The 25,098-nt window shown below is 70.9% G+C and carries 7 protein-coding genes; 6 read left to right on the top strand and 1 reads right to left on the bottom strand.

Annotation, left to right across the window (positions count from 1 at the left end; genetic code table 11):
• The 3 genes from GD1_RS19220 to GD1_RS19210 all read left to right on the top strand — a co-directional run.
• Positions 1–5,568, top strand: a 5,568-nt coding sequence (locus GD1_RS19220) for a non-ribosomal peptide synthetase (protein WP_059039185.1), incomplete at its 5' end; no start/stop codon positions are given.
• A gap of 37 nt (positions 5,569–5,605) precedes the next feature.
• Positions 5,606–18,973 (top strand): non-ribosomal peptide synthetase, encoded by a 13,368-nt coding sequence (locus GD1_RS19215; protein WP_439108940.1) that lies wholly within the window; start codon positions 5,606–5,608, stop codon positions 18,971–18,973.
• 1 nt (position 18,974) lies between these two features.
• Positions 18,975–20,321 carry an MFS transporter gene (locus GD1_RS19210; RefSeq protein WP_059039184.1) on the top strand — a complete coding sequence of 449 codons (1,347 nt, stop codon included), beginning with the start codon at positions 18,975–18,977 and terminating at the stop codon, positions 20,319–20,321.
• A gap of 82 nt (positions 20,322–20,403) precedes the next feature.
• Here GD1_RS19210 and GD1_RS19205 read toward each other — a convergent pair whose 3' ends face one another.
• Complete coding sequence (locus GD1_RS19205) at positions 20,404–21,972, bottom strand: (2,3-dihydroxybenzoyl)adenylate synthase (protein WP_053776822.1); 1,569 nt, start codon at positions 21,970–21,972, stop codon at positions 20,404–20,406.
• Positions 21,973–22,003: 31 nt separating this feature from the next.
• Here GD1_RS19205 and GD1_RS19200 point away from each other — a divergent pair, with 31 nt between their 5' ends.
• The 3 genes from GD1_RS19200 (at position 22,004) to GD1_RS19190 (ending at position 24,452) form a co-directional block, all read left to right on the top strand.
• Positions 22,004–22,681, top strand: coding sequence for an isochorismatase family protein (locus GD1_RS19200; protein ID WP_020793707.1), 678 nt, complete (start codon positions 22,004–22,006; stop codon positions 22,679–22,681).
• Complete coding sequence (locus tag GD1_RS19195) at positions 22,678–23,403, top strand: SDR family NAD(P)-dependent oxidoreductase (RefSeq protein WP_059039183.1); 726 nt, start codon at positions 22,678–22,680, stop codon at positions 23,401–23,403. Before GD1_RS19200 ends, GD1_RS19195 begins: the two co-directional genes overlap by 4 nt.
• A gap of 95 nt (positions 23,404–23,498) precedes the next feature.
• Positions 23,499–24,452 carry an ABC transporter substrate-binding protein gene (locus GD1_RS19190; RefSeq protein ID WP_202926861.1) on the top strand — a complete coding sequence of 318 codons (954 nt, stop codon included), beginning with the start codon at positions 23,499–23,501 and terminating at the stop codon, positions 24,450–24,452.
• The last annotated feature ends 646 nt before the right edge of the window (positions 24,453–25,098 follow it).

Here is a 25,098-nt window from a genome sequence, read left to right as displayed (position 1 = left end):
CCGCCGCTGGCGCAGGCCGTCGCCGAGGCCGCGCCCGGGTACGCTCCGCGGCGCTGGATCGTCTCCGGTGAACCCCTCGTCCCGGCCACCCGGGAGATCCTCACCGCCTCCGGCGCCGAGGTGGTCAACTCCTACGGTTCGTCCGAGGTGGCCGGTGACGTGACCATGGGAACGACCGTCGACGGACCGGTCACGGTGGGCCTGCCGGTCGCCGGCACCACCGTCGTCGTCCTCGACCGTCTGCTGCGGCCGGTGCCCACGGGTGTGGCGGGCGAGATCTATGTCGGTGGCCCCCAGCTCGCCCGCGGCTACCGCGGCCGCCCGGAGTGGACCGCCGCGCGTTTCGTCGCCGACCCCGCGGGCGCCGGCCGGCGCCTGTACCGGACCGGCGACCGCGGCGAGATCGACGTCGCGGGCCGCATCATCCTGCACGGACGTGCCGACAGCCAGGTCAAGATCCGTGGTGTCCGAGTGGAACTCGGTGAGATCGAGGCCGCGCTCGCGGCCGTCGACGGTGTGCGCGATGCCGCCGTGCGCGCGGTCACCGACGCCTCGGGTTCCACCCGCGTCGACGCCTATGTCAGCGGCCGGGCCGACCTCGCCGCACCGGAGGTGACCGCGGCCCTGGCCGATTCGCTGCCCGCGGCGATGGTTCCGGCCACCGTCACCGTCCTGGCGGCACTGCCCCTGACCCCGGGCGGCAAGGTCGATCGGCGCGCCCTCCCGGAGCCGGCCCGAGCGTCGGCCGCACCGTCGCGCGGCCCGGCGACCGACGCCGAACGTGCGGTGGTCGACGCCGCGCGAGCCGTGCTGGGCCGTGATGCCGGACCGGAGGACGACTTCTTCGACCTCGGCGGGCACTCGCTCTCGGCGACCCGGATGCTCACCCGGCTGCGCGTGGCCACCGGGCGGCGACTCACCATCGCCGACGTCTTCGACCATCCCGTCCTGGCCGATCTGGCCGGACTGCTGTCCCCCGCCGACCCCGACACCGCCGGACCCGGCGGCACGTCGCCCGGGATCGCCGCGGCCACACCGGCCCGTCCGGTGGCGGGCGAGCGTCCCGATCCCCTCCCGCTCTCGCCGGCCCAGCGCCGGTTGCTGTTCCAGTCCGGTGTCGACGACTCGGCGTACACCGTCGCCTTCACCGTCCGGCTCGACGCCCGGCCGGGATCTGCCATCGACGTCGATGCGCTCGCCGCGTCACTGACCGGGATCGTGGCGCGTCACGAGGTGTTGCGCACCCGGATCGTCGACGGCGTGCCGGTGATCGACGAGGCGTCCGGGATCACCGTGGCGCTGCCCGAACACCGTCCGGCCGCAACCGATGTCGACGATCTGATCACCGAATTGGGTGCGCGCCCCTACGATCTGGCCACCGACCACGTCCTGCGCGCCGACCTCGTCCGCGTGGATACGACCGGTCCGGACGGCGGCACGGGCGCCGACTCGGCGATCCTGCTGATCACGGTCCATCACATCGCCGCCGACGAGTGGTCGGCGGGCCGGCTGTTCGACGAGCTCGCCGCCGGCTACCACGGCACGCCCGTGGCGGCGCCGGCCGTGCAGTTCACCGACCACACGGTGTGGCAGCTCGACCAGCTCGGCGTCGCATCTGATCCGAATTCACTTGCCGCCCAGCAGATCCAGTTCTGGACCGGCCAGCTGGCCGGTATCGCCGACGAGGTCGGCCCACCGGTCGACCGGCCCCGCCCGGCCGAGCCGAGTCACCGCGGCGACCAGATCGACCGCGACCTGCCCGCCGAGCTGGTCACCGCCCTCGACCGGCAGGCCGCGGCCACCGGAACCACCCGGTTCATGCTGGTGCATGCCGCTGTGGCGGTGGCACTCTCGGCCTCGGGCGCCGGTGACGACATCGTCGTCGGCACCCCCTTCGCCGGACGGACCACCGCAGCCGCCGAAGAACTCATCGGCATGTTCGTCAACACCTTGGCGTTGCGGACCGATCTCGCCGGTGATCCGACGCTCGACGAGGTGATCGGACGCATCCGCCGGACCGACGTGGACGCCTATGCCCACGCCGATCTGCCGTTCGACGAGGTGGTCGGTGCACTCGCCCCGGAACGGTCACTGTCCCGTCACCCGGTGTTCCAGACGATGGTCCAGTACCGTGACCCGATCGTCGCGCCGGACTTCGCCGGTCTGGACGCGACCCCGCTGTTCCCGCCCACCCGGACGTCGAAGTTCGACCTGACCTTCGAGTTCGTCGGGCTGACCCCGGGTCTGCGCCTGCGTCTCGAGTACGCCACCGATCTGTTCGACCATGCCACCGCGCAGCGTCTGGCCGAGCGGACGCTGTATGTGCTGCGCGCGCTCGTCGAACATCCCGAACGGCATCTGGCGGCCCTGCGGATGCCCGACGCCGCCGACACCGTCCCGGCGTTGCCCGCGGTGTCCGACGAGCCGGCGCGCGCCGGGGGTGCGACCACCCTGTGGGAGGTCTTCGCCCGCGCCGCGGACGAGCACGCCACCCGGACGGCGGTGACCGACACCGCCGGCTCACTGACCTACGCCGAGCTCGGGTCGCGCTCCGAACGGCTCGCCGCGCAACTGATCGCCGACGGTGTGCGCCCGGGTGACCTGGTGGCGCTGCTGCTGCCCCGTGGTGCCGACCAGGTGATCGCCCTGCTCGCGGTGCTGCGCGCCGGCGGCGCATATGTGCCCATCGACCCCGACTACCCGGACGAGCGCATCACGGCCACCCTCGCCGATGCCCGCCCGACGGTCACCGTCGATGCCGACTACTGTGCCCGCGTCGCACCCACCGGCACCCCGGTGCCGCCTGTCGCGGTGTCCCCCGGCCACCCGGCCTATGTGATCTACACGTCCGGGTCCACCGGGCGTCCCAAGGGCGTCACGATCTCGCACGCCAATGTGCTGGCCCTGCTGTCGGCGACCCGTGATCTGGTCCGCACCGATGCCGACGACGTGTGGACGCTGTTCCACTCGTATGCGTTCGACTTCTCCGTGTGGGAGATCTGGGGGGCACTGTCGACCGGGGCCCGGCTGGTGGTGCCCGATCGCGCCACCACCCGTTCGCCGGCCGATTTCGCCGCACTCCTCGACGCGGAGGGCGTGACCGTCCTCAACCAGACGCCGTCGGCGTTCTATGCCCTCGATGCGACGCTCGCCGACACCACCGCCGACCTGGCCTCGGTGCGCCACCTCGTCTTCGGCGGCGAGGCGCTGGATGCGCAGCGCCTGACCGGGTTCCTCCGGCAGCGCCCGCTCGTGCAGGCGGTCAACATGTACGGGATCACCGAGATCACCGTGCACGCAACCTATCTGCCGATCGACGCCCGCTCGTCGGAGACGTCGACCGGCAGCGACGTGGGCGCCCTGCTCCCCGGTTTCACCGGCCGGCTCCTCGACACCCTCATGCGGCCGGTACCGGTCGGTGTGGTCGGTGAGCTGTATCTGTCGGGACCGCAGGTGGCCCGCGCCTATCTGGGTCGTCCGGAACTGTCGGCGGTCCGGTTCGTCGCCGATCCCGGCGGTCACGGCACGGTGTCGTACCGCACCGGAGACCTGTTCCGGCTCACCGAGGACGGCGGATTCCACTATGTCGGCCGGGCCGACACCCAGGTCAAGATCCGTGGATTCCGGATCGAGCTCGGCGAGGTGCGGTCGGCGATCGCGGCGGTCGACGGTGTGCGGGATGCGGCGGTCATCACCCGTCCCGGCCCGGGCGACACCCACCGGCTGCTCGCCTATGTCGTCACCGACGGTGTGACCCCCGACGACGTACACGCCGCCCTGCAGCAGAGCCTGCCCGAGCACATGGTGCCGTCGGCGGTGGTCGGTATCGACCGGATCCCGTTGACCACCAACGGCAAGACCGATGCCGCAGCACTTCCCGAGCCCCGTTCGGGGACGGCTGCGGCCGACCGGCGACGCCCGGCGGATGCCGTGGAGGCGGCGCTCCTGGAGATCTTCGCCGAGACCCTGCGGCTGGAACCGGACGAGATCGCGCTCGACGACGACTTCTTCGCCCTCGGTGGCGACTCGATCGTCTCGACCACGCTGGTCAACCGGGCACGCCGGCACGGGTTGCGGCTGCGGACCCGGGACGTGTTCACCCAGCGGACCATCGAAGGCCTTGCCGGAGTGGCCGAGCCGATCGACGAGGGCGACGCCCGGTCCGAAGGCACCGACCGTGCGACCGGGGCCGCGGCGTCCGGGGTCATCGCACTGCTGCCGATCATGCATCGGCTGCGTGAACTGGGCGGCACGATCGATCGTCACAATCAGTCGCTGGTGGTCGACGTCCCGGCCGACGCCACCCCGCAATCGGTGACCACCGCCCTGCAGGTGGTCCTCGACCGGCACCCGGCCCTGCGCACCACCCTCGACGTCGTGGCCGGCGGGGTGTGGACGCTCACCGCCGGAGAGCCGGGGTCGGTGCGCGCGACCGACGTCCTGGAGGTGGTCGCCGCCGACGCACACGGCAGTGTCGCCGACACCGTGGCCGCCGTCTCCGATGCCGCGGCCGGACGCCTGTCGCCGACCACCGGCCGGATGGTCGCGGCCGTCCACCTCACCCCGGTGACCGCCGGTGCCGCAGGCCGGCTGGTCCTGGTGATCCATCATCTGGCGATCGACGGCGTGTCCCGCCGCATCCTGATCGACGACCTGGCGGCCGCCCATGAGACCGGCCGTACGACCGACGCCGCGGACGGGGTCCCGTTCGCACAGGTCGCCGCGGACATCGCCACCCGCGCGGTGGCACCGGAGCTGCTGGGCGAGGTGGCGCACTGGGCGCAGGTCCTCGCCCCCGGCGGCGATCTGGTGCCCGGGCGGCCCGCGATCCGCGGCACGGTCGGGGCGCAGCAGCGGTATCAGGTGTCCCTGCCGGTCGCCCTGTCCCAGGCGATCCTCACCGAGGTGCCCGCACGCCTCGACGTCGGGATCACCTCGGTGTTCCTGGGTGCGCTGCGCGTGGCCGCGAGCGCGGTGACCGCCACGGGCGATCTCGTCGTCGACACCGAACGTCACGGTCGCGACACCGAGGCCGCCGGTCTCGGTGAGCTCGACCTGAGCCGTACGGTCGGGTGGTTCACCACGATGGCACCGCTACGTCTGCCCGCTCTCGCCGACGGTGATGTCACCGCGGCCATCGCGACCGCCGAACAGCAGTGGCGGGAGATGCCCTCGGCCGGAGCAGGTTTCGGGATGCTGCGGTATCTGAATCCGCAGACGGCGATGGCGATGGCAACCATGCCGGGCGCCGGTGTGCTGCTGAACTATCTCGGACGGTTCACCGTGGGCACCGGCGGCGCCTGGCAGCCGTCGGCCGAGTCGACGGCGCTGCGCACCGCGGCCGATCCCGACCTCGGCGTCGCACATCCTCTCGAGATCGAGATCGTCTGCCGTGACGAGAGTGCCGGGCCCGTCATCACCGCCACGTTCATCCACCTGCCCGATCAGCTCGATGCCGATCTGGTCGCGGCCCTGGCCGCCGGCTGGTGTGCCGCCCTGGCGGAGCTGGTCCCGGGCGGGGATGCCGCGCACGGTTCGAGCCCGGGAGAATCGAACCCGGCCGTATGACCCCCGACAGTCCCATCCTGAATCGCACTACCGGAGAGTGTTCGTGACCTCGATCCCCCGCCTGTCCTCGTCGACCGACGCCACCGACCATCCCTACCCGGTCCTGGCCGGACAGCGCGACATCTATCTCGCCATGCAGATGGCGGCCGATCCGTCGCTCTACAACACCGGTCTCTACATCGAGATGTCGGCGTCGATCGACCTCGACCTGCTGCGTTCCACGCTGCTGCGGGTCATCGACCGGGCCGAGGCACTGCGCGCGGTCTTCGCCGAGGTCGACGGTGAGATCACCCAGCGGCTGTTGCCGATCACCGATTTCGAGATCCCGGTGGTCGACCTGCGCGGCAGCGACGCACACGAGTGGATGCGCCGGGACATGGCCGAGCCGATGGACATCCACACCGGACCGCTCAGCGAGTTCCGGCTGTTGCTGGTCGGTGACGACTCCGCCGAACCGGCGACCGCGGTGTTCACCTACTACAAGGTGCACCACCTGGTCTGTGACGGCATGGGTCTGATCTCGTTCACCGACACCGTGCGCACCGCCTATGACGCCGCCGCCGACGAGGCCGGCACCCCGCGGTATCGGGGTAGCTGGGCCCTGTCCGACGTGGTGGCCGCCGAGTCCGCCTACCGCAGTGGTCCGGAGTTCGAGGTCGACCGCCGGTACTGGACCGAGCTGATGGGTGACCGCCCCGAACCGGTTCGGTTGCTCGACGACGATCTCGCACCGGGGTTCGGCGTCACCCAGGCCCGCTTCGACATCGATGCCGACCGGCTGGCCGTGCTACGGTCCCTCGCCTCCGACAAGGGGGTGCGCCCGGCGGTCATGCTGATCGCCGCCGTCGCGGCGTTCGCCCACGCCCGCACCGGTCGTGAGGACCTCGTGTTCGCGCTCCCGGTGACCGGCCGGCTCGATCGGCAGACCCGGACCGCACCGTCGATGGTCACCAGCGTGCTGCCGCTGCGTGTCGCCGCGTCCGGCCGCGACCGTCTCGGCGACCTCGCACTGCACGTCGACCGCGCACTGTACGGGCTTCTGCCCCGAAGCCGTTTCCGCGCCGAGGATCTCGGACGTGCACTGGCCGCCTCCGCCCCCGCGGACGCCGGCCGGTACCGGATGTTCGGGCTCGGCGTGAATGTCATGGCGCACACCACGCAGCACACGATCGGCGGACACGAGACGGCGGCGCATGCGCTCGCCTCGGGCCCGGTCTCCGATGTCGAGATACAGATCCAGCTGCGCCGCAAGGGACTTCCCGCCGAGGTCATCGTGCGCGCGGTACCCGAGGCCGCTGCGGGGGCCCGCCGGATCGCCGAGGAGTTCGACGCCTTCCTCACCCGGCTGTCCACCGCGCCGACCTCGCGGCTCGCCGGTCTGGGCGATCCCGTCGTCGTGCAGGACGAGCCGATGCCCGCACCCGCGCTCACCCCGTCGCTGCATCGGCTGCGGGTGGCCGGCACCGAGCCGGACACCCTGGCGCCCAGGGCTGTTCGTGTCGCCGCACCTGCCGGAACCCCGCTGGAGACGGTCGCGGAGATCGTCGGTGCGGTCGCCGCCCGCCACGACGTGCTGCGGACCTCGCTGCTGCGCCCCGTCCCCATCCTGTGGACGCTGTCCACCGCCCCCGCCGATGCCGCGTCGATCCCGGTCACCGGGCCCGCCGACGCCCCCGGCACGGGTGAGCCCGCCGACATCGCGGCACCGGAGCTCCCGCGGGCCGTCTACGACCCGGCATCGGGACGGCTGACCCTGTGGGTCGGTGCCGCACTCACCGACCCGGTGACCGTGGGGATCCTGCGCTCGGATCTGGTGGCCGCCTTCGACGATCTCGCCCGGGGTCGCGAGGTGGACGTCGATCCCGTGCCGGTCTCGCTCGGCCGGGTCGGCGTGGATCTGACCGGCCGGGCCGCCGATCCGTCGTCGCTGAACCGGTGGCTCGAGGTCCTCGCACCCGGTGCCGGGCTCCCGCGGCCCGAGGGGTCGGCCGCCCTGTCGGCAGACCAGGAGAACCCGGGCGCACCGGTGACCCGCCGCCGGCCGATCGACGCACCGACGGCCCCCGATTCCGGTGCAGTCGCCCTCGCCGTCGCCGAGGCGATCGCCGGTGTGCTGGACGGACGCGTGGGTACCCATCTGCTCGTCGACGTGGTGACCGATCTGCGGCCCGCCGGCGCCGCGCGCACCGGTGGCCCGCTGCTGGGCCTGACCCCCACCCGGATCGACCTGCGCACCGGGACCGCCGACGCCGTACCGGGACCGCCCTTCGACGTCCTGGCCCACCTGTCCCCGCAGGTGGCCGCCGCACTCGGTGCCGCCCGCACCGCCGGCGAGATCGCCGATGCCGACGTGCTCGTCGGCGACTTCGGTCTGCCCACCGCCCATCCGGTGACCGTCGCCGTCGTCCCGGCCGACCCCACGGCCCCGGCCACCGACACCCCGGGCACCGACACCCCGGACGACCCGGCCGCATCGTGGACGGTTGAGGTGCACGTCGACGCCGAACGGGTCGAGGCGGCAGGCGAACTCGCCGAGGCCATCACCGCCGCGGTGACCGCACTGGCCGACGATCGGCTGGTGACCCTGGACGCCGCGACGCTCGACGCCCTGGCCGCGGCCCACGGCGAGATCGAGCACGTCTGGCCGCTCACGCCGTTGCAGGAGGGTCTGTACTACCAGGCCCGGATGGATGCCGACGCCGACATCTACACCGCCCAGTTCTGGCTGGACTTCGGCCATCGCATCGATGTCGCCGAGCTGCGACGCGCCGCCCGGTCGCTGCTCGACGCCAACCCGGAGCTGCGAGCGGCATTCGTCGAGGTCGACGGCAGGCCCCTGCAGGTGATCGCCGCCGAGGTGCAGCCCGACGTCGTGGACGTGGACCTGTCCGCGTCGGCACCGGAAGAGGCTGCCGCGCAGCTCGAGGCCCTGCTCGCCGACGACCGCCGGACCGGATTCGCACTCGAGCGGGCACCGCTGTGGCGGATGCGACTGGTGCACCTGCCCGGCGGGCAGGACCGACTGGTGGTCAATCGCCGATTCCTGTTGTGGGACGGCTGGTCCGGTGGCCTGTTCGTGTCGCGGTTGCTGGCCCACCTCAACGGGACGCCGGTGCCCGCGCGCGAGGCCTCGATGCGGGACTACCTGGCATGGCTGGCGCGGGGCGTCGACGACGCCGATGCCCTGGCCGCCTGGATCTCCCATCTCGACGGCTACGACGAGCCCGCCCTGATCGCCCCGCGGGCCGCGGCCACCACACCGCGTGCCCCGCACCGCACCGACGTCGATCTCGGCGTCGAGTTCTCCGACCGCCTGCGCGCAGACGCCCGCGCCGCCGGGGTGACCCTCAACACCGTCCTGACTGCCGCGCTCAACCTCACGCTGTCGCGTCAGCTGGGACGCACCGACGTGGCCTTCGGCTCGACGGTGGCCGGCCGGCCCACCGAGGTCCCCGGGATCGACACCGTGATCGGGTTGTTCCTCAACACCGTGCCGGTGCGCACCGTGCTGCGTCCGGACGAGACGGTCCTGGATCTGTTGCGCCGCATGCAGTCCGATCGGGTCGAGATGATGGCCTACGACCATCTCGGGCTCGGCCGGCTCCAGCAGAAGACCGGTCACCCGGTGCTGTTCGACGTGCTCTACGTGCTCCAGAACTTCCGGACCGAGGAGGAGGAGCGCACCCAGTCGGCACTGCACGACGTGATCGGCGAGGGCAGCCTCGACCACACCCACTACCCGATCGCGCTCGTGGTGACGCCGTCGCACGACATCCGGTTCCGCGTCGAATATCGCGAGGACCTCGTCGACGCGGCCGCCGCCACGGCGTTCCTCGCGCGGTTCCGCCTCGCCCTCGAGGCGATCGGCGCGCATCTGCACACCCCGGTCGCCGCACTGGATCTGAGCCTGCCCGGCGACACCGGCCTGGTGGGCCCCGTGCACGATCTGCCCGACGAGACCGTCTCGACACTGCTCGGACACCGGGCCGCCCTGATCCCCGACGCCGACGCCCTGGTGTCGGGTGATCAGCGGATGACCTATGCCGAGCTCGAATCCGAGGTCGATCGGGTGGCGCATGTGCTGTCCGATCACGGTGTGGGCCCCGAAACCGTGGTGGCGCTGGCGATTCCGCGCAGCACCGAGACCGTGGTGGCGCTGTTCGCGATCCTGCGGGCCGGCGCGGCCTATCTGCCGCTCGAACTCGACCACCCCGATGACCGTCTGCTGACCATCATCGACGACGCACGTCCCCGGATCATCCTGTCGCACAGCCGGACCGGTGCCCGTTTCGCCGATGCCGGGGTCCCGATCCTGGCCATCGACGATCTGCCCGCACCGCGTGCGGCCGAGTGGACGCCACCGCACGTCGACCCGGACTGGACCGCATATGTGATCTACACCTCCGGTTCCACCGGCAAGCCCAAGGGTGTGGTGACGCCGTACCGCGGTCTGACCAACATGCAGCTCAACCACCGCGAGAAAGTGTTCGAGCCGGCGATCGAGGTCGCCCGGGCGGCCGGGATCACCGGCCGGCTGCGGATCGCCCACACCGTGTCCTTCGCCTTCGACATGTCGTGGGAGGAGTTGCTGTGGCTGGTCGAGGGCCACGAGGTGCACGTCTGTGACGAGGATCTGCGCCGTGACTCGGCGGCCCTGGTCGACTACTGCGCCACACACCGGATCGACGTGGTGAACGTGACCCCGACGTATGCGGCCCAGCTGTTCGCCGACGGACTGCTCGACGAACGTTCCGGCTCCGGCTCCGGAACCGGCGACGGCCACGTCCCGCCGCTGGTCCTGCTCGGCGGCGAGGCCGTCGGCGACCCGGTGTGGACGCGACTGCGGGAGAACCCGAAGACCTTCGGCTACAACCTGTACGGCCCCACCGAGTACACCATCAACACGTTGGGCATCGGCACCGACGAGTCGCCGACCTCGTCGGTGGGCACCCCGATCTGGAACACCCACGCCCACCTCCTCGACCCCTGGCTGCGGCCGGTGCCGTCGGGTGTGGCCGGTGAGCTCTACATCAGCGGCGCCGGTCTCGCCCGCGGCTACCTCGGCCGCCCGGACCTGACCGCCGAACGCTTCGTCGCCGACCCGTTCGCGGCGGGCGGGCGCCTGTACCGCACCGGCGATCTGATGCGGATCCGACCCGACGGCAATCTCGATTTCCTCGGCCGCACCGACGACCAGGTCAAGGTGCGCGGCTACCGCGTCGAGCTCGGCGAGATCGACGCCGCGCTCACCGCGCTGGACGACATCGCCTCGGCCGCGGTCGTGGCGGCCGCCGATCCGGGCGACCCGTCCATCAAACGCCTTGTGGCCTATGTGATCCCGGCCGACCGGGAGGCCGGGGTGGACTTCGCCGACATCCGCCGGCGCCTGGCCTCCGGTCTGCCGGACTACATGGTGCCGACGCTGTTCGCGGCGGTCGCGGAGTTCCCGATGACCGTCAACGGCAAACTCGACGTGAAGGCCCTGCCCGAGCCTCGCCCGGCCACCACCCACCGCGCCCCGCGGACCGACATCGAACGGCGTCTGGCCGACGTGTTCGCCGAGGTCCTCGGGCTTCCCGAGGTGGGTGTCGACGACGACTTCTTCGAGCTCGGCGGGCACTCGATGTCGGCGATGAAGCTGGTGTCGTCGGTGCGGACCGAGCTCGGTGCGCAGCTGGCCATCCGCGATCTGTTCGAGGCCCGCACCGTCGCCGAGATCGCGGCACGTGTGCAGGTCACCGGCTCGACCACCGACATCGTGGTGGGCGAACGCCCGCAGGACATCCCGCTCTCCCCCGCCCAGGAACGGCTCTGGGTGCTGCACCGGCTCGACCCGACCGACACCTCCTATCACTACGGGCATGTGGTGCGGCTGTACGGGGCGATCGATCCCGACGCCCTCCGGGCGGCACTCGCCGACGTCCTCGCCCGGCACGAGAGCCTGCGGACGGTCTTCGCCGAATCGGCGGCCGGTGAGGTGTCGCAGCGGATTCTCGACGTGGCCGAGGTGCCCGACGTCGTCGAGGTCACGACCGTGACCGCCGACAACGCGCACGCCCTCGACGTCGCACTCGGTGAGCGGGCGCGCGAGGTCCTGACCCGACCGTTCGACCTCACCGCGGCTCCGCCCATCCGGGTGCGCCTCGACCTGGCCGAGGCGGGGCCACTGGCCGGTGCAACGACCGGTGGCCGGGGAACCGACGCCGATCGTCGCACCGCGGGGCTGCTGACCATCGCACTGCACCACATCGCCACCGACGAGTGGTCGGACCGGCCGTTGCTGACCGATCTCTCGATCGCCTATGCAGCGCGTCTGGCCGGCACCGCGCCGGAGTTCGCACCCCTGCCCGTGCAGTACGCCGATTACGCGCTGTGGCAACGTGACCGCGTCTCCGAGCGCGGTCCGGCGCAGCTCGCCTACTGGGAGCAGGCCCTGGCCGGCCTGCCCGATGAACTCCCCCTCCCGCGCGATCGTGCCCGCCGCGCGGGTGCGCCGGGTCCGGCCGCCACCGAGACGGTGACCATCGGTGCGTCCACTCGTGCCCGGCTGGCCGCCATCGCCTCCGCGCACGGCGCCAGCATGTTCATGGTCGCCCAGGCCCTGGTGGCCACCCTGCTCCATCGGGCCGGCGCCGGCGACGACATCCCCCTCGGCAGCCCGATCTCCGGGCGTAACGATCCCGCGCTCGAGGATCTGATCGGTTTCTTCGTCGACACCCAGGTGCTGCGTGTCGACGTGGGCGGCCGACCCGGTTTCGGTGAGCTCGTCGAGCGTGTCCGCGCGGTCGACCTCGCCGCCTTCGACAACCAGGACATCCCGTTCCAGCAGGTGGTGGAGCGTCTCGCACCGGCACGTGTCTCCGGGCGCAATCCCCTGTTCCAGGTGAGCGTGTCGTATCTGCCCTTCGGCGGTGCCCCCGACAGCTTCCTCGGTGTGCCCGCCGGATTCGCCCCGCTGTCGTCGGTCGCCGCCAAATTCGATCTGGCGTTCACCTTTGTCGACATCACCGGTGCGGACACCCCGGAGGGTGGTGAACTGACCGTCGGCCTGGAATATGCGACGGCGCAGTTCGACCAGGACACCGCACGCACCCTCCTCGACCATCTGGTCCGGGTGATCGATCAGGTGGTCGTCGATCCGGCGATCGGTGTCGAGCGCATCGCGCTGCTCGACGCAGCCGATCTCGACGCCCTGCGCCTGGCCGAGAGCGGTGCCCCGGCAACGGAGTTCACCGACGGCGGGTCCACCCTGGTCGACCTGCTGACCGCGACCGCCGCGGCCCACCCCGACACGGTGGCACTGACCGACACCGCCGGCCGCTCGGTCACCTATGCCGAGTGCGCGCGGACCGCACAGGACGTGGCGGCCCGGCTGACCGCGCTCGGCGTGGGCCCCGAATCGGTGGTGGCGGTGCTGATGTCGCGCCACATCGGGCAGCTGGTGGCGATGCAGGGCGCACTGTATGCCGGTGCGGCCTATCTGCCGATCGACGCCGATCTCCCCGTGGCCCGCATCGGCGACATCCTCGCCGGCGCCCGCCCCGCGGTGGTGATCGTCGACGAGACCACGGCCGATCTGGAGCGGATCGGGGTGTCGGAGAACACCTTCGCCACCCTCACCCTCGATCACCTCGGCGCCCCGGTCACCGGCACCGGTGACCGCGACACCGATACGGGTACAGCGCATCGGCCGGTGGCCGTGCGCCCGGAGAACCCGGCGTATGTGATCTTCACGTCTGGATCCACCGGGCGGCCCAAGGGTGTGGTGGTCGATCACCGCAGTGTGGTCAACGTGCTCCGGTGGCGTCTGTCGTCGATCCCCGGTGGCCTCGGCGCCGGTGATCGGGTGCTCGCGAAGACCCCGGTGGGCTTCGACGGTGCCGTCTGGGAGTTGTTGCTGCCCTTCGTGTCCGGGGCCACCACGGTGGTCGCCGATCCGGGCGCCCAGCGCGACCCGCGGCGTCTGGCCCAGATCATCGCCGAGAACGCGGTCACCACCACGGTGTTCGTGCCCTCGCTGCTCGACCTGTTCGTCGAGTACCTGCCCGGCGTGCCCACCCTGCGGCACATCATCGCCGGCGGCGAGGCCCTGACCACGGACCTGGCGGCACGGGTGGCCCAGGCCGCACCCCAGGTCGCGCTGATCAACGCCTACGGTCCCACCGAGACCACCGTCGTGGTCACCGACCAGGTCGCCGACGTCGCATCGACGCCCACCCCGACCATCCCGATCGGAACGCCGATCACCGGCACCGATCTGCTGGTCCTCGACGCCGCGCTGCACCGCGTGCCAGAGGGGGCGCTCGGCGAGCTGTACGTGCGCGGCCTGCCGGTCGCCCGCGGTTACCTGCGGCGTCCCGATCTCACCGCGGCCTCGTTCGTCGCCGATGTGACCGGCGAGGTCCCCGGTGCCCGCCTCTACCGGACCGGTGACCTCGTCCGTCGCCGTGACGGTGTCCTCGAGTACGTCGGGCGTGCCGACAGTCAGGTCAAGGTCCGCGGCAACCGCGTCGAACTCGGCGAGATCGAGGCCCGGATGCGCGGGGTCGACGGCGTGGGTTCGGGAGCCGTCGACACCGACGGTGACCGCGTGGTCGCGTGGGTGGTCGCCGAGGATTCGGCGATCCCTGCGGCAGAACTGATCTCGACGATCACCGCCGCGCTGTCGGCGCAGCTTCCGTCGTATATGGTGCCGTCGCCGATCATGGTGGTCGACGCGCTGCCGCTCAACCACACCGGCAAGATCGACCGGGCGGCGCTGCCGGCCCCGGACGTGACCGCCACCGGTGGCACCGCACCGCGCACCGACCTCGAGTCCGATCTCGCCGAGATCTTCGCCGAGGTCCTCGGCACCCCGGTCACCGACGTGTTCGCCGACTTCTTCGCGCTCGGCGGGCACTCGCTGCTCGCGATCAAGGTGATCAACCTGGTGCGCGGCACCCTCGGCTTCGACGTCGAACTGCGCACCCTGTTCGACGCCCCGACCGTCGCCGCACTCGCCGCACATCTGGGTTCGGGGGCGGCCGATGCGGCCGAGCCGATGCCCGAACTCGTGCGCCACACCGGCGTGCCGGTGCTGTCCTACGGGCAGGAACGGATGCTGACCCTGCACACGCTGTCGGGTCCGACGACCACCTACAACGTGCCGCTGATGTGGCGTCCGGGCGGCCCGGCCGGCGCGGACGAGATCATCGACATCGACGTCCTGCGGGCCGCGGTGCGCGATCTCGTCGGGCGTCACGAGGTGCTCCGCACCCGCTACCCCGACCAGCGGCCGGAGGTCCTCGCCGACCCGGAGATCGTCGTCGAGCACGTCGACGATCCCGCCGAACTCACCCGCTCGAGCGCACATGCCTTCGATCTGGCCACCGAGGTCCCGATCCGGGTCGCCACCACCGACCACGTCGCCGTGGTGACGATCCACCACATCGCCACCGACGAGTGGTCGGCACCTCCGCTGCGCGCCGACCTGTCGACCGCCTACCGGGCACGGCAACGCGGTGCGGCACCCGAGTGGGATGCGCTGCCGCTGCAGTACGGCGACTTCGCCGCCTGGCAGCGTGCGGTGATCGACGGCGGCCGTGGCGATCGTCAGCTCGACTTCTGGCGCACCGCGCTCGCCGGGCTGCCCGACGAGCTGGCACTGCCCTACGACCACACGCGTCCGCCGCGGCCCACCGGCCGGGGTGACGGGGTGTTCCTGTTCCTCGAACCGGATCTGGCCGACGCCTTGCGCACGCTCGCATCGGCCACGGGCACATCGATGTTCATGGTGATCCGCACCGCGGTGGCCGTGCTGTTGTCCCGTCTCGGCGGCGGCACCGACATCCCGGTCGGCACCCCGGTCACGGTGCGCTCGGACACCCGCCTCGACGACCTCGTCGGGTTCTTCCTGAACACCCTGGTGCTGCGTACCGACCTGTCCGGCGATCCCACCCCGCGCGAGCTGCTCGCACGGGTGCGGTCGGTGGACCTCGACGCCTACGACAACCGGGACGTGCCGTTCGAACGGGTCGTGGAAGCCGTTGCACCGCAGCGATCCACGGCGATGAACTCGCTGTTCCAGACGATGGTGGTCTACGTCGACGGCATCCTGCCCGACGCCGATTCGCCGGCCGCGCTGCCGGCGCCGGTCACCGCCAAGTTCGACCTGTCGTTCGACTTCACCGAGGACACCTCCCGCGGCGATGTGCGGATCGGCGGCGTGATCGAGTACAGCACCGACCTGTTCGAGCGCGCCACCGTCGAGGCGATGGCCCGCCGGCTGACGTCGGTCCTCGAGTTCATGGCGGGCCGGGCCGACACCCCGCTGCGTGAGCTCGACATCCGGATCCCGGCCGAACACCGGGACCTGTCGCGGCCGGCCCCGGCACCGACGACCTTTGCCGACCTGTTCGACGCCGTCGTCGCCCGCGATCGCGGGGCCGCGGCACTGCGCGGACCGGACGGACGACGCTCCTTCGGTGAACTCGACGAGCGTGTGCGGGTCATCGCCGGACGTCTGGCCCTGGCCGGTGTCGGCCCCGAGGACGTGGTGGTGGTCCGGCTGCCGCGCGGGGTCGCCGCACTCGAGGCGATCTTCGGTGTGCTCTATGCCGGTGCGGCATATCTGCCGATCGAGCCCGACACGCCGGACGAGCGCGTGCAGGCGATGACGGCGGTGGCCCGCCCCCGGTACACGATCGATCGCCTGGACGACGAAATGCTCGCCCCGGCAACCGAATCGGAGTCGGCCCTGCCGGTGCGCCGCGTCGCACCGCTACGGCCGGAGCACCCCGCCTATGTGATCTTCACCTCCGGCTCGACCGGTGTCCCGAAGGGTGTGGTGATCCCGAACCGCGCGCTGGCCAACCTGTTCGCCAGCCACCGGCGGATGCTGCACGAACCGGCCCGGCTGCGCACCGGCCGCGACCGGCTGCGGGTCGGTCACGCCTGGTCGCTGGCCTTCGATGCGTCATGGCAGCCGCAGCTGTGGCTGCTCGACGGTCACGAGGTGAGCATCGTCGACGCCGACACCCAGCGCGACGCCGAGGCACTCGCCGCGACCCTGACCGGTGAGGGCTGGGACTTCCTGGAACTCACCCCGTCGCACCTCGCCGCACTCGGCGGTGTCGAATCGTCCATGGCGGCATTCGGATTCGGCGGCGAGGCGGTGTCGCAGGCGCAGTGGGGCCGGTGGCGTGAGCTCGCCGATTCCGACGGCTACAACCTGTACGGACCCACCGAGGGCACCGTCGACGCACTCGTGGCGAGGGTCTCCGACACCGAACGGCCGGTGATCGGGCGCCCGGTGGACGGTATGCGCGCCTACGTGCTCGACGAGTACCTGACCCCCGTCGCCGACGGGGTGGACGGCGAGCTGTACCTGGCCGGGGCCGGATTGGCCCGCGGATATCTCGGTCGCGGGGATCTCACCGGCGAACGGTTCGTCGCCGACCCGTTCGCCGCCGACGGTTCCCGGATGTATCGCACCGGCGATGCGGTGCGCTGGAGTCCGACCGGACACATCGAGTACCGCGGCCGCGGCGACGACCAGGTCAAGATCCGCGGACATCGCGTGGAACTCGGCGACGTCGAGACCGCACTCGGTGCGGTCGACGGGGTGGCCTCGGCGATCGCGGTGGAACGCTCGGGTCGCCTGATCGGCTACGTCGTCGGCGACGACGGCCGGGTGGATCTCGATCCGGCCGGCCTGCGGGCCGCGGTACGTGCGGTGCTGCCCGACTACATGGTTCCCGCGGCGATCGTCGTCTGCGACCGGTTCCCCACCCTGCCGAACGGCAAGATCGACCGCCGTGCGCTGCCGCTTCCGTCGATCGCCCACTCGGGGCGCCGGCCGCAGACCCCGGCAGAGCATCAGATCTGCCGTGCCTTCGGCGATGTGCTCGACATCGACGTCGAGGAGATCGGTGTCGACGATGCGTTCGCCGAGCTCGGTGGTGACAGCATCGTGGCGATGCAACTGGTCGCCCGGCTGCGGGCGGACGGCTTCGTGGTCGGTCCGCGCGACGTGATGACCCACGCCACCCCGGCCGAGCTCGCCGCCCACATCTCGACCGCCGACGGCCCGATCGAACCGCTCGTCGAGGTGACCTCGGGCGCGGTGCCCGCGACCCCCATCGTCCGGTGGCTGCAGGAGGTGGCCGGCTCGGATGCCGACGTCATCCGCGGATTCCACCAGTCGGCGCTGCTGACGGTGCCGGCCGGGATCGATGTCACCGCGATGGAGCAGGCCGTGGCCGCGCTCGTCGAGCGCCATCCGATGCTGCGGGCCCGTCTGGTCGCCGACGAGATGCCGTGGCGATTCGACATCGCCGCGACCGCGCCGGTCATACCGGTGCTGCGCGAGACCGACCCCGATGTCGAGGCGGTGGCCCGGCGCACCCGGGATCGCCTCGACCCGGCCGGCGGCGTGATGGTCGCGGTGACCTGGATCGATCACGATGATGCTGCGGGCCGGCTGCTGGTCGCCGTGCATCACCTCGTCGTCGACGGTGTGTCGTGGCGAGTCCTGGTGCCCGAACTCGTCGCCGCCTACACCCAGTGCAGTACCGGCGGGCCGGTGTCGCTCGGCCCGGTGCCGCCCGGCTTCGGTGCATGGGCCCGCGAACTGGTCACCCTCGACCGCAGCGCCGAGCTCGACCGGTGGCGGGAGGTCGCCGGTTCGGTTGCCGGGCAGCCCTTCCGGCGGCCCGTCGATCCCGCGGTCGACCGCGACGCACATGCCGGCCAGTATCGGGTCGCCATCGAATCGGACGCCGCCCGTGCGCTTCTCGGTCCGGTGCCCGCCCGGAGCGGGGTGGCTGTCGACGACCTGCTGCTCGGTGCGCTCGGTGCCGCATTGCCCGCGCCGACGCTGGTCGACCTCGAGGGCCACGGCCGCGAGGAACAGGCGGTGCCGGGTGCCGATCTGACCGGCAGCGTCGGCTGGTTCACCGCGGTCCACCCGGTGGTGGTCGGCGGTACCGGATCGACCACCGAGCAGGCGCGCTCGCTCACCCGCCAACGCGCGTCGATGCCCGACGGCGGACTCGGATACGGTCTGCTGCGCTACCTCGCGGGCGAGGAACTGCCCGGCGCGGCCATCGAGTTCAACTATCTGGGCCGCTACCGCTCCTTCGACTTCGAGGGCTGGGGTATGGCACCGGAGTCGGCCGAGGTGGGTCCGGGCGAGCAGATGCCCGCGGCCTACGGCCTGATCGTCAACGTCACCACCGTCGACGGTCCCGATGGTCCGCGCCTGCTGGCGACATGGGTGTATCAGCCCGGCGTCGTCGACGCCGATGCCGTCGCGGCCCTGGCCGACCGGTGGGCCACCGAACTCACCGAACTCGCCGCCACGGCGAGCGACACCGCTTCGAACCCGGACGCCGGGTCGGAGCCCGATGCCGCAGGAGGAATCTGACATGGCGGGTAAGGCCCGAGGGCTGCTGATCGACATCACGCCCTTGCGGGTGTCGGCACCGTTCCGGCGGATCTTCGTCGCACGCCTGATCTCACTCATCGCGATCGGCATGCTGCTGGTGTCGGTCCCGGTGCAGATGTACGACCTCACCGGATCGTCGGTGCAGGTCGGTGCGGCCACCGCGGTGACCGGTGTCGCCACCTTCGTCGGGATGTTGCTCGGCGGCGTGCTCGCCGATCGGTTCGATCGCAAGCTGCTGATCCTGGTGGGACGGTCCGCGGCGGCGCTCTCGTTCGCGGGGCTGGCGGCCAATGCGTTCGGCGCCTTCGGGTCGTCGGCCGCGGTGCCGGTGCTCTACGTGCTGGCACTGGTCGACGGTCTGATCGGCGCATTGTCGACGTCGGCGCTGATGGCGGCGGTACCCACACTCATCCCGCGGCGGCATCTGGCCGCGGTCGGGGCGATCGGGGCGCTCACCGTGCGCATCGGGTCGGCGGTGTCGCCGGGTATCGCCGGCTTCGTCATCGGCGCGGCGGGTGTCGAGTGGGCCTATACCGTCGCCGCCGTGCTCGCCTTCATCACGGTGATCGTGATCAGCGGTCTGCCGTCGTTGCCCCCGCATGCCGCGGTCCTCGACGACGAGATCCCCGACGACGCGATTCCCGACGGGTCGGCCGCACCCGAACCGTCGCTCTCCGAACCCGGTTCGTCCGCCGACGCTCCGCCCGTACCGGTCCCGTCGCTGCAGGCATTCCTCCGGAGCCAGCGCGTGGTGGGTGCGGTGATGGTGGTCGGCGTGATCGCGATGTTCGCACCCGGCATCGTCGCCCTGCTGCCCGCGCTGGTCGCCCAGCGCTTCGACGCCAACCCGTCGGTCACCGGCCTGTTGTTCGCGGCGGTGGCAACCGGTGCGATGGTCGCGGCGCTCACCAGCGGATGGCTGGCTGCGGTGGCGCGGCCCGGACGTCTGTTGCTCGGCTCACTCGTCGCGACGTTCGCGCTGATGGCGCTGTTCGGTCTGGCGTCCTATGCCTGGCTCGCGATCATCCTGCTGGTGGTGATCGGATTCCTCGAGGCCATCCAGGAAGTGTTGCGGTACACGCTGATCCAGCACCACACCCCGGGACCGCTGCTCGGCCGGGTCAACGGGATCTGGATGGCGCAAGAGGTCTGTGGTGTCACCGTCGGCGCGCTGGTCGCGGGCGCCTTCGGGTCGCTCTGGGCGGCCTCCACCGCAGTCGTCTACTACAGCCTGATGTTGCTGGCCGCCGCAGTGGTGGCGGCACTGGTGCTGGGGTCGTTGCGTGCGGTGCGGGCCGAGGCGCCGGCCCGCACCCCGGTGGGCTGAGCACTCCGCCCCACCGGGAGATCCCGGTGGGGCGGTGAACGGTCCGGCCGAGGGACCCGGGCGGCCGGGCCCGGTGCCCCGCTCAGTGGGTCAGCAACTCCCGCAGCTTCTTACGGCTCACCTTGCCGACCCCGGTCTCGGGGAACGCCTCGATCACCTTGATCGCGTCCGGCAGCTTCCACTCGGCGAGACCGGATGCCCGCACGAAGGCGCGCAGCACACCCAGCGTCGGCGGTTCGGCCAGATCGGCGGGGATCACGTAGGCGCAGGTTCGTTCACCCAGGTACTGATCCGAACTCGCCACCACGATCACGTCCCGCACCGCCGGGTGGGCCAGGATGTGTTCTTCGACCTGTTCGGCCGACACCTTTTCGCCACCACGGTTGATCCGGTCGGTGCCCCGGCCCCGGACGATGAGGTTTCCCCGCCCGGTCAGCTCGACGACGTCACCGGTGCGGTACCACCCGTCGTCGGCGAACGACGACGGACTCGCGTCCTTCCAGTACGTACGGATCGTGTACGGCCCCTGGGTTTCCAGGAAGCCCGGCCCGTCGGTGACCGGCACGCCGTCCTCGTCGACCAGCCGGAGCTCGTCCCACTCCGACATCGGGCGTCCCTGGGTCCCGGTCACCTCGTCCTCGGGGTCGTCGAGGCCGGTGTAGCAGACCAGTCCCTCGGCCATCCCGAACACCTGCTGGAGGGTCACCCCGAGCGCCGGGGAGATGCGGCGGGCCAGCTCGTCGGGGCACCGGGCCCCACCCACCTGGACCGTCGCCAGACTGGACAGGTCGAAGTCGGTGCCGCCCTCGGCGGTCTCGGTCCAGATCCGCGCCAGCGGCGGTACCAGACCGACCATCGTGACGCGGTCACGTTGCACCAGTTCCCATGCCACCGACGGCAGCGGTGCCGCCGCGAGCACCACGGTGCCACCCGCATGGAGGGCACCCAGGATGCCCGGTGAGCTCATCGGGAAGTTGTGGGCGGCAGGCAGCACCACCAGGTAGACGGTGTCCTGGTCGACACCGCACACCTCGTTGCTGCGTCGAACGCTGTAGAGGTAGTCGGCGTGGGTCCGTGGGATCAGTTTGGGCACACCGGTACTGCCGCCGGACAACTGGAGGAACCCGAGATCCTCGGGGTCGGCCCGTCCGTGGTCGCGCGGTTCGGCCCAGAACTGCTCCAGGTCGTCGGAGTCGATCAGGTGGCGGACCGTGTCGACCTGCTCGCGCACCGTCTCGGCGAGGGCCCGGTAGTCGAATCCGCGTGTCGATGCCGGTGAGATGATCGCCACCGCGTCGGCCGAGCGGGCCACGCCGACCAGTTCGGTCGCCCGGTGCGCGGGCAGACCGAACACCGGCAGCGCCCGCATGCGGAACACGGCGAAGACCGCCTCGATGTAGGCCACCGAGTTCGGGATCTGCAGCAGGACGCGGTCGTCGGGGGCGATGCCCAGTTCGGCCAGCCCCGCGGCCAGACGTCCGACCCGGTCGTCGAGTTCGGCGTAGGTCAGTGAGCGGTCGGCATCCACCACGGCGACCTTGTCGGCGAACGCCGGGTCGGACGCCTTGCGGGCGACGATGTCGTCGAACGTCTCGTCCGACCACACCCCGTTCTGGCGATATTTCTGGGCAAGTTCCGAGGGCCATGACATCACACGCACGAGGTGAGGCTACCCTAAAGGCGTGCCGATCCCCTCCATTGCTCCGTACCAGATCCCCGCCGGACCGTTCCCGGCTCGAGTCGACTGGACATTGCACCCGGACAGGTGCGCGCTCCTCGTCCACGACATGCAGCGATATTTCATCGACGCCTACGACGTCACCCAGGAACCGATGGCCACCGCCCTGCCGAACATGGTCTCGATCCGTGAGGCCTGCCGGCGTGCCGGGGTGCCGGTGGTGTACACCGCACAGCCGGGCGACCAGCATCCGTCCCGGCGCGGCATCCTCGCCGACTTCTGGGGTCGCGGACTCGATTGTGGCCGCGACGAGGAGATCATCGACGAGCTCGCCCCGGCCGGCGACGACATCCAGGTCACCAAGTGGCGGTACTCGGGCTTCCAGCGCACCGACCTCCGCCAGCTGCTCGCACGTCATCAGCGGGACCAGCTGATCGTCGTCGGCGTCTACGCGCACATGGGATGCATGATCAGCGCCACCGAGGCATTCATGAGCGATGTCGAGCCGTTCTTCGTCGTCGACGCCGTCGGTGACTTCACCCGCGACGAGCATCAGATGGCGGCCGACTACATCGCCAAGCGTGCGGGCCGCGTGACCAGTACGGCCGATGTGCTCGACGCCCTCACCCCTGCTCCGGCCCCGGGAGAGTCAGCGGTGGTCAGCGGCAGGGGCCGGGCGTGACCGACTCCCCTCGGGTATCCGGGCTCTCCGGCCGCCGAGTGCTGGTCACCGGTGCCGGCGGCGGGATCGGGACGGCTGTCTGCGCAGCGCTCCGCAAGGTCGAAGCCACCGTGATCGGCTGGGACCTGACGTCGGGGGCCGGTGTGGACACCGCCGTCGACGTCGCCGACCGGGACGCCGTCGCCGAGGCATGGCGGGCGCTGGAATCCGAGGCGCCCGTGGACGTGGTGATCTCGGCCGCCGGTGTGATGAGTGACGACTGGGACCGCTGTATGGCGGTCAACGCGACCGGTGTCCGCAACGTCCTCGACATCACCACCGCCTCCCTCGCCGGGCGGCGGTCGGGTTCGGTGGTGGTGATCTCGAGCAATGCCGGTGCCACCCCGCGGATCGCGATGTCGGCCTATGCCGCATCCAAGGCCGCCGCCACCTCGTATGCGCGCAGCGTCGGCCTGGCGGTCGCCTCGGCCGGGGTACGCGTCAACATCGTCAGTCCCGGGTCCACCGACACCCCGATGCTGCGTGACATGTGGAGTTCCGACGCCGACCGCGATGCCGTCCTCGCCGGCGACCAGCAGGCGCACCGCCTGGGAATCCCGTTGCAGCGCATCGCCGACCCCGCCGACATCGCCGAGTCGGTGCTGTTCCTCGCCTCCGACGCCGCGCGCCACATCACGCTGCACGACCTGCGCGTGGACGGCGGCGCCACCCTCGATATGTAGTGGCCGGCCCGGCCACCGCTGAATCCCGGACCCCGGGTAACCGAATCCCCCCTGCCCACAACGATGATTGGATTGAAGTGAAACGCTCAACCCTGATGCTGCGCGGCCTGGTGGTCGCGGCTGCCGTGAGCATGGTCGCCTTCCTCGGCGCCTGCTCGTCCCCCGATGAGGACTCCTCGTCGTCGAGCACCGCGTTCACGCCGGTGACCATCGACCACGAGTTCGGTTCGACCACCATCGACACCCAGCCGCAGCGCGTGGTCACCCTGCTCACCGACTGGTCGGACACCCTGGCGGCGCTCGACATCCCGATCACCGCCCAGTTCGTCGAGAAGGGTCACGAGACCTTCCCGTGGACACCCGAGCACCAGACCGAACTGGTTCCGGTCAACGACATCTCGCAGGTCGGTGTCGCCGAGATCGCCAAGTTCGATCCGGACGTGATCCTGGCCGGATACCTCGGCGACGAGGCGCGGTACAAGAAGCTCAGCGAGATCGCCCCGACCGTCCCGGTGATCACCAAGGGCTCGATGGTCGACAGCTGGGAGCTGGTGACCACCACCGCCGGAAAGATCTTCGGCAAGCAGGAGCAGGCGCAGCAGCTGATCGACTCGACCAACGGTGAGATCGCCGCGTTCAAGTCGAAGTACCCGTCGGCCGTGGGCAAGACCTTCACCTTCGCCCAGGTCGGACCGACCGGCCAGGTCGGTGTGGTGAACTCCACCGACGACGCATCCGCGGGCCTGCTCGCCCAGCTGGGCTTCACCCTGGATCCGCAGATCGCCGCACTGCACACCGGTACGGCCACCCGTGCCCTGATCTCGCCCGAGCGGATCAACCTGCTGAACTCCGATCTGCTGGTGGTCTACGTGCCCGGTGGTGACCAGAACGTCGTGAACCAGGTTCCCGGCTGGTCCGATCTGAAAGCCGTCCGCAACGGCACCGTCATCTACATCACCAACGACAACCACGCCGCGTTCAGCGTCCCGAGCGCGCCGTCGGTCTCGTACGTGATCGAGACAGTCAGCCCCGCGGCAGCCAAGCTCTGACCCTGATCAGACCCCAACTCTGATCCGGATGATTCACCGGCCCCTACCCGTCACCGGGTAGGGGCCGGTGTTCGTCGATGACCCACTGAGGTGGCGGCACACCTCGTCGGCGCAACCAGCAATCAGCCATTGATGATTGATCTGGGAGCGTCCACCGATGATTGAGCCGGGACCGAGCCGGAAAGGCGAGGACCCGAGTCGAAATCCCCGCAACCTACGTGGGATGGTGACCACCTCTGAGGTGGTCACGTCGCATCGTCGGCTCAAGCAGCAACCGCCAGTGGCTGATTGAGCCGCAACCCTCCACGATGATTGAGCCGGGACCGAGCCGGAAAGGCGAGGACCCGAGTCGAAATCCCCGCAACCTACCTCGGATGGTGACCACCTCAGAAGTGGTCACGTTTGGCAGCCCGACCGGCAGAGGTTTCGACACGTCTCGTCGCTTCGCTCCTCATCGGCTCAACCATCAACGGCCAGTGGATGATTGAGCGGGAACCCTCCTCCGATGATTGAGCCGGGACCGAGCCGGAAGGGCGAGGACTCGTGTCGAAATCTCCGCAGCCTACGTCAGGTGGTGACCACCTCCGAGGTGGTCACGTCGGATCGTCGGCTCAACCAGGTACCAGCCGTTGATGATTGAGCCGGG

Origin of the sequence: Gordonia desulfuricans NBRC 100010 (assembly GCF_001485495.1) — a bacterium.
GTDB classification, from domain to species: domain Bacteria; phylum Actinomycetota; class Actinomycetes; order Mycobacteriales; family Mycobacteriaceae; genus Gordonia; species Gordonia desulfuricans.
Note: the sequence above shows the minus strand (reverse complement) of the source record. Positions and strands in the feature narration are given on the sequence as shown.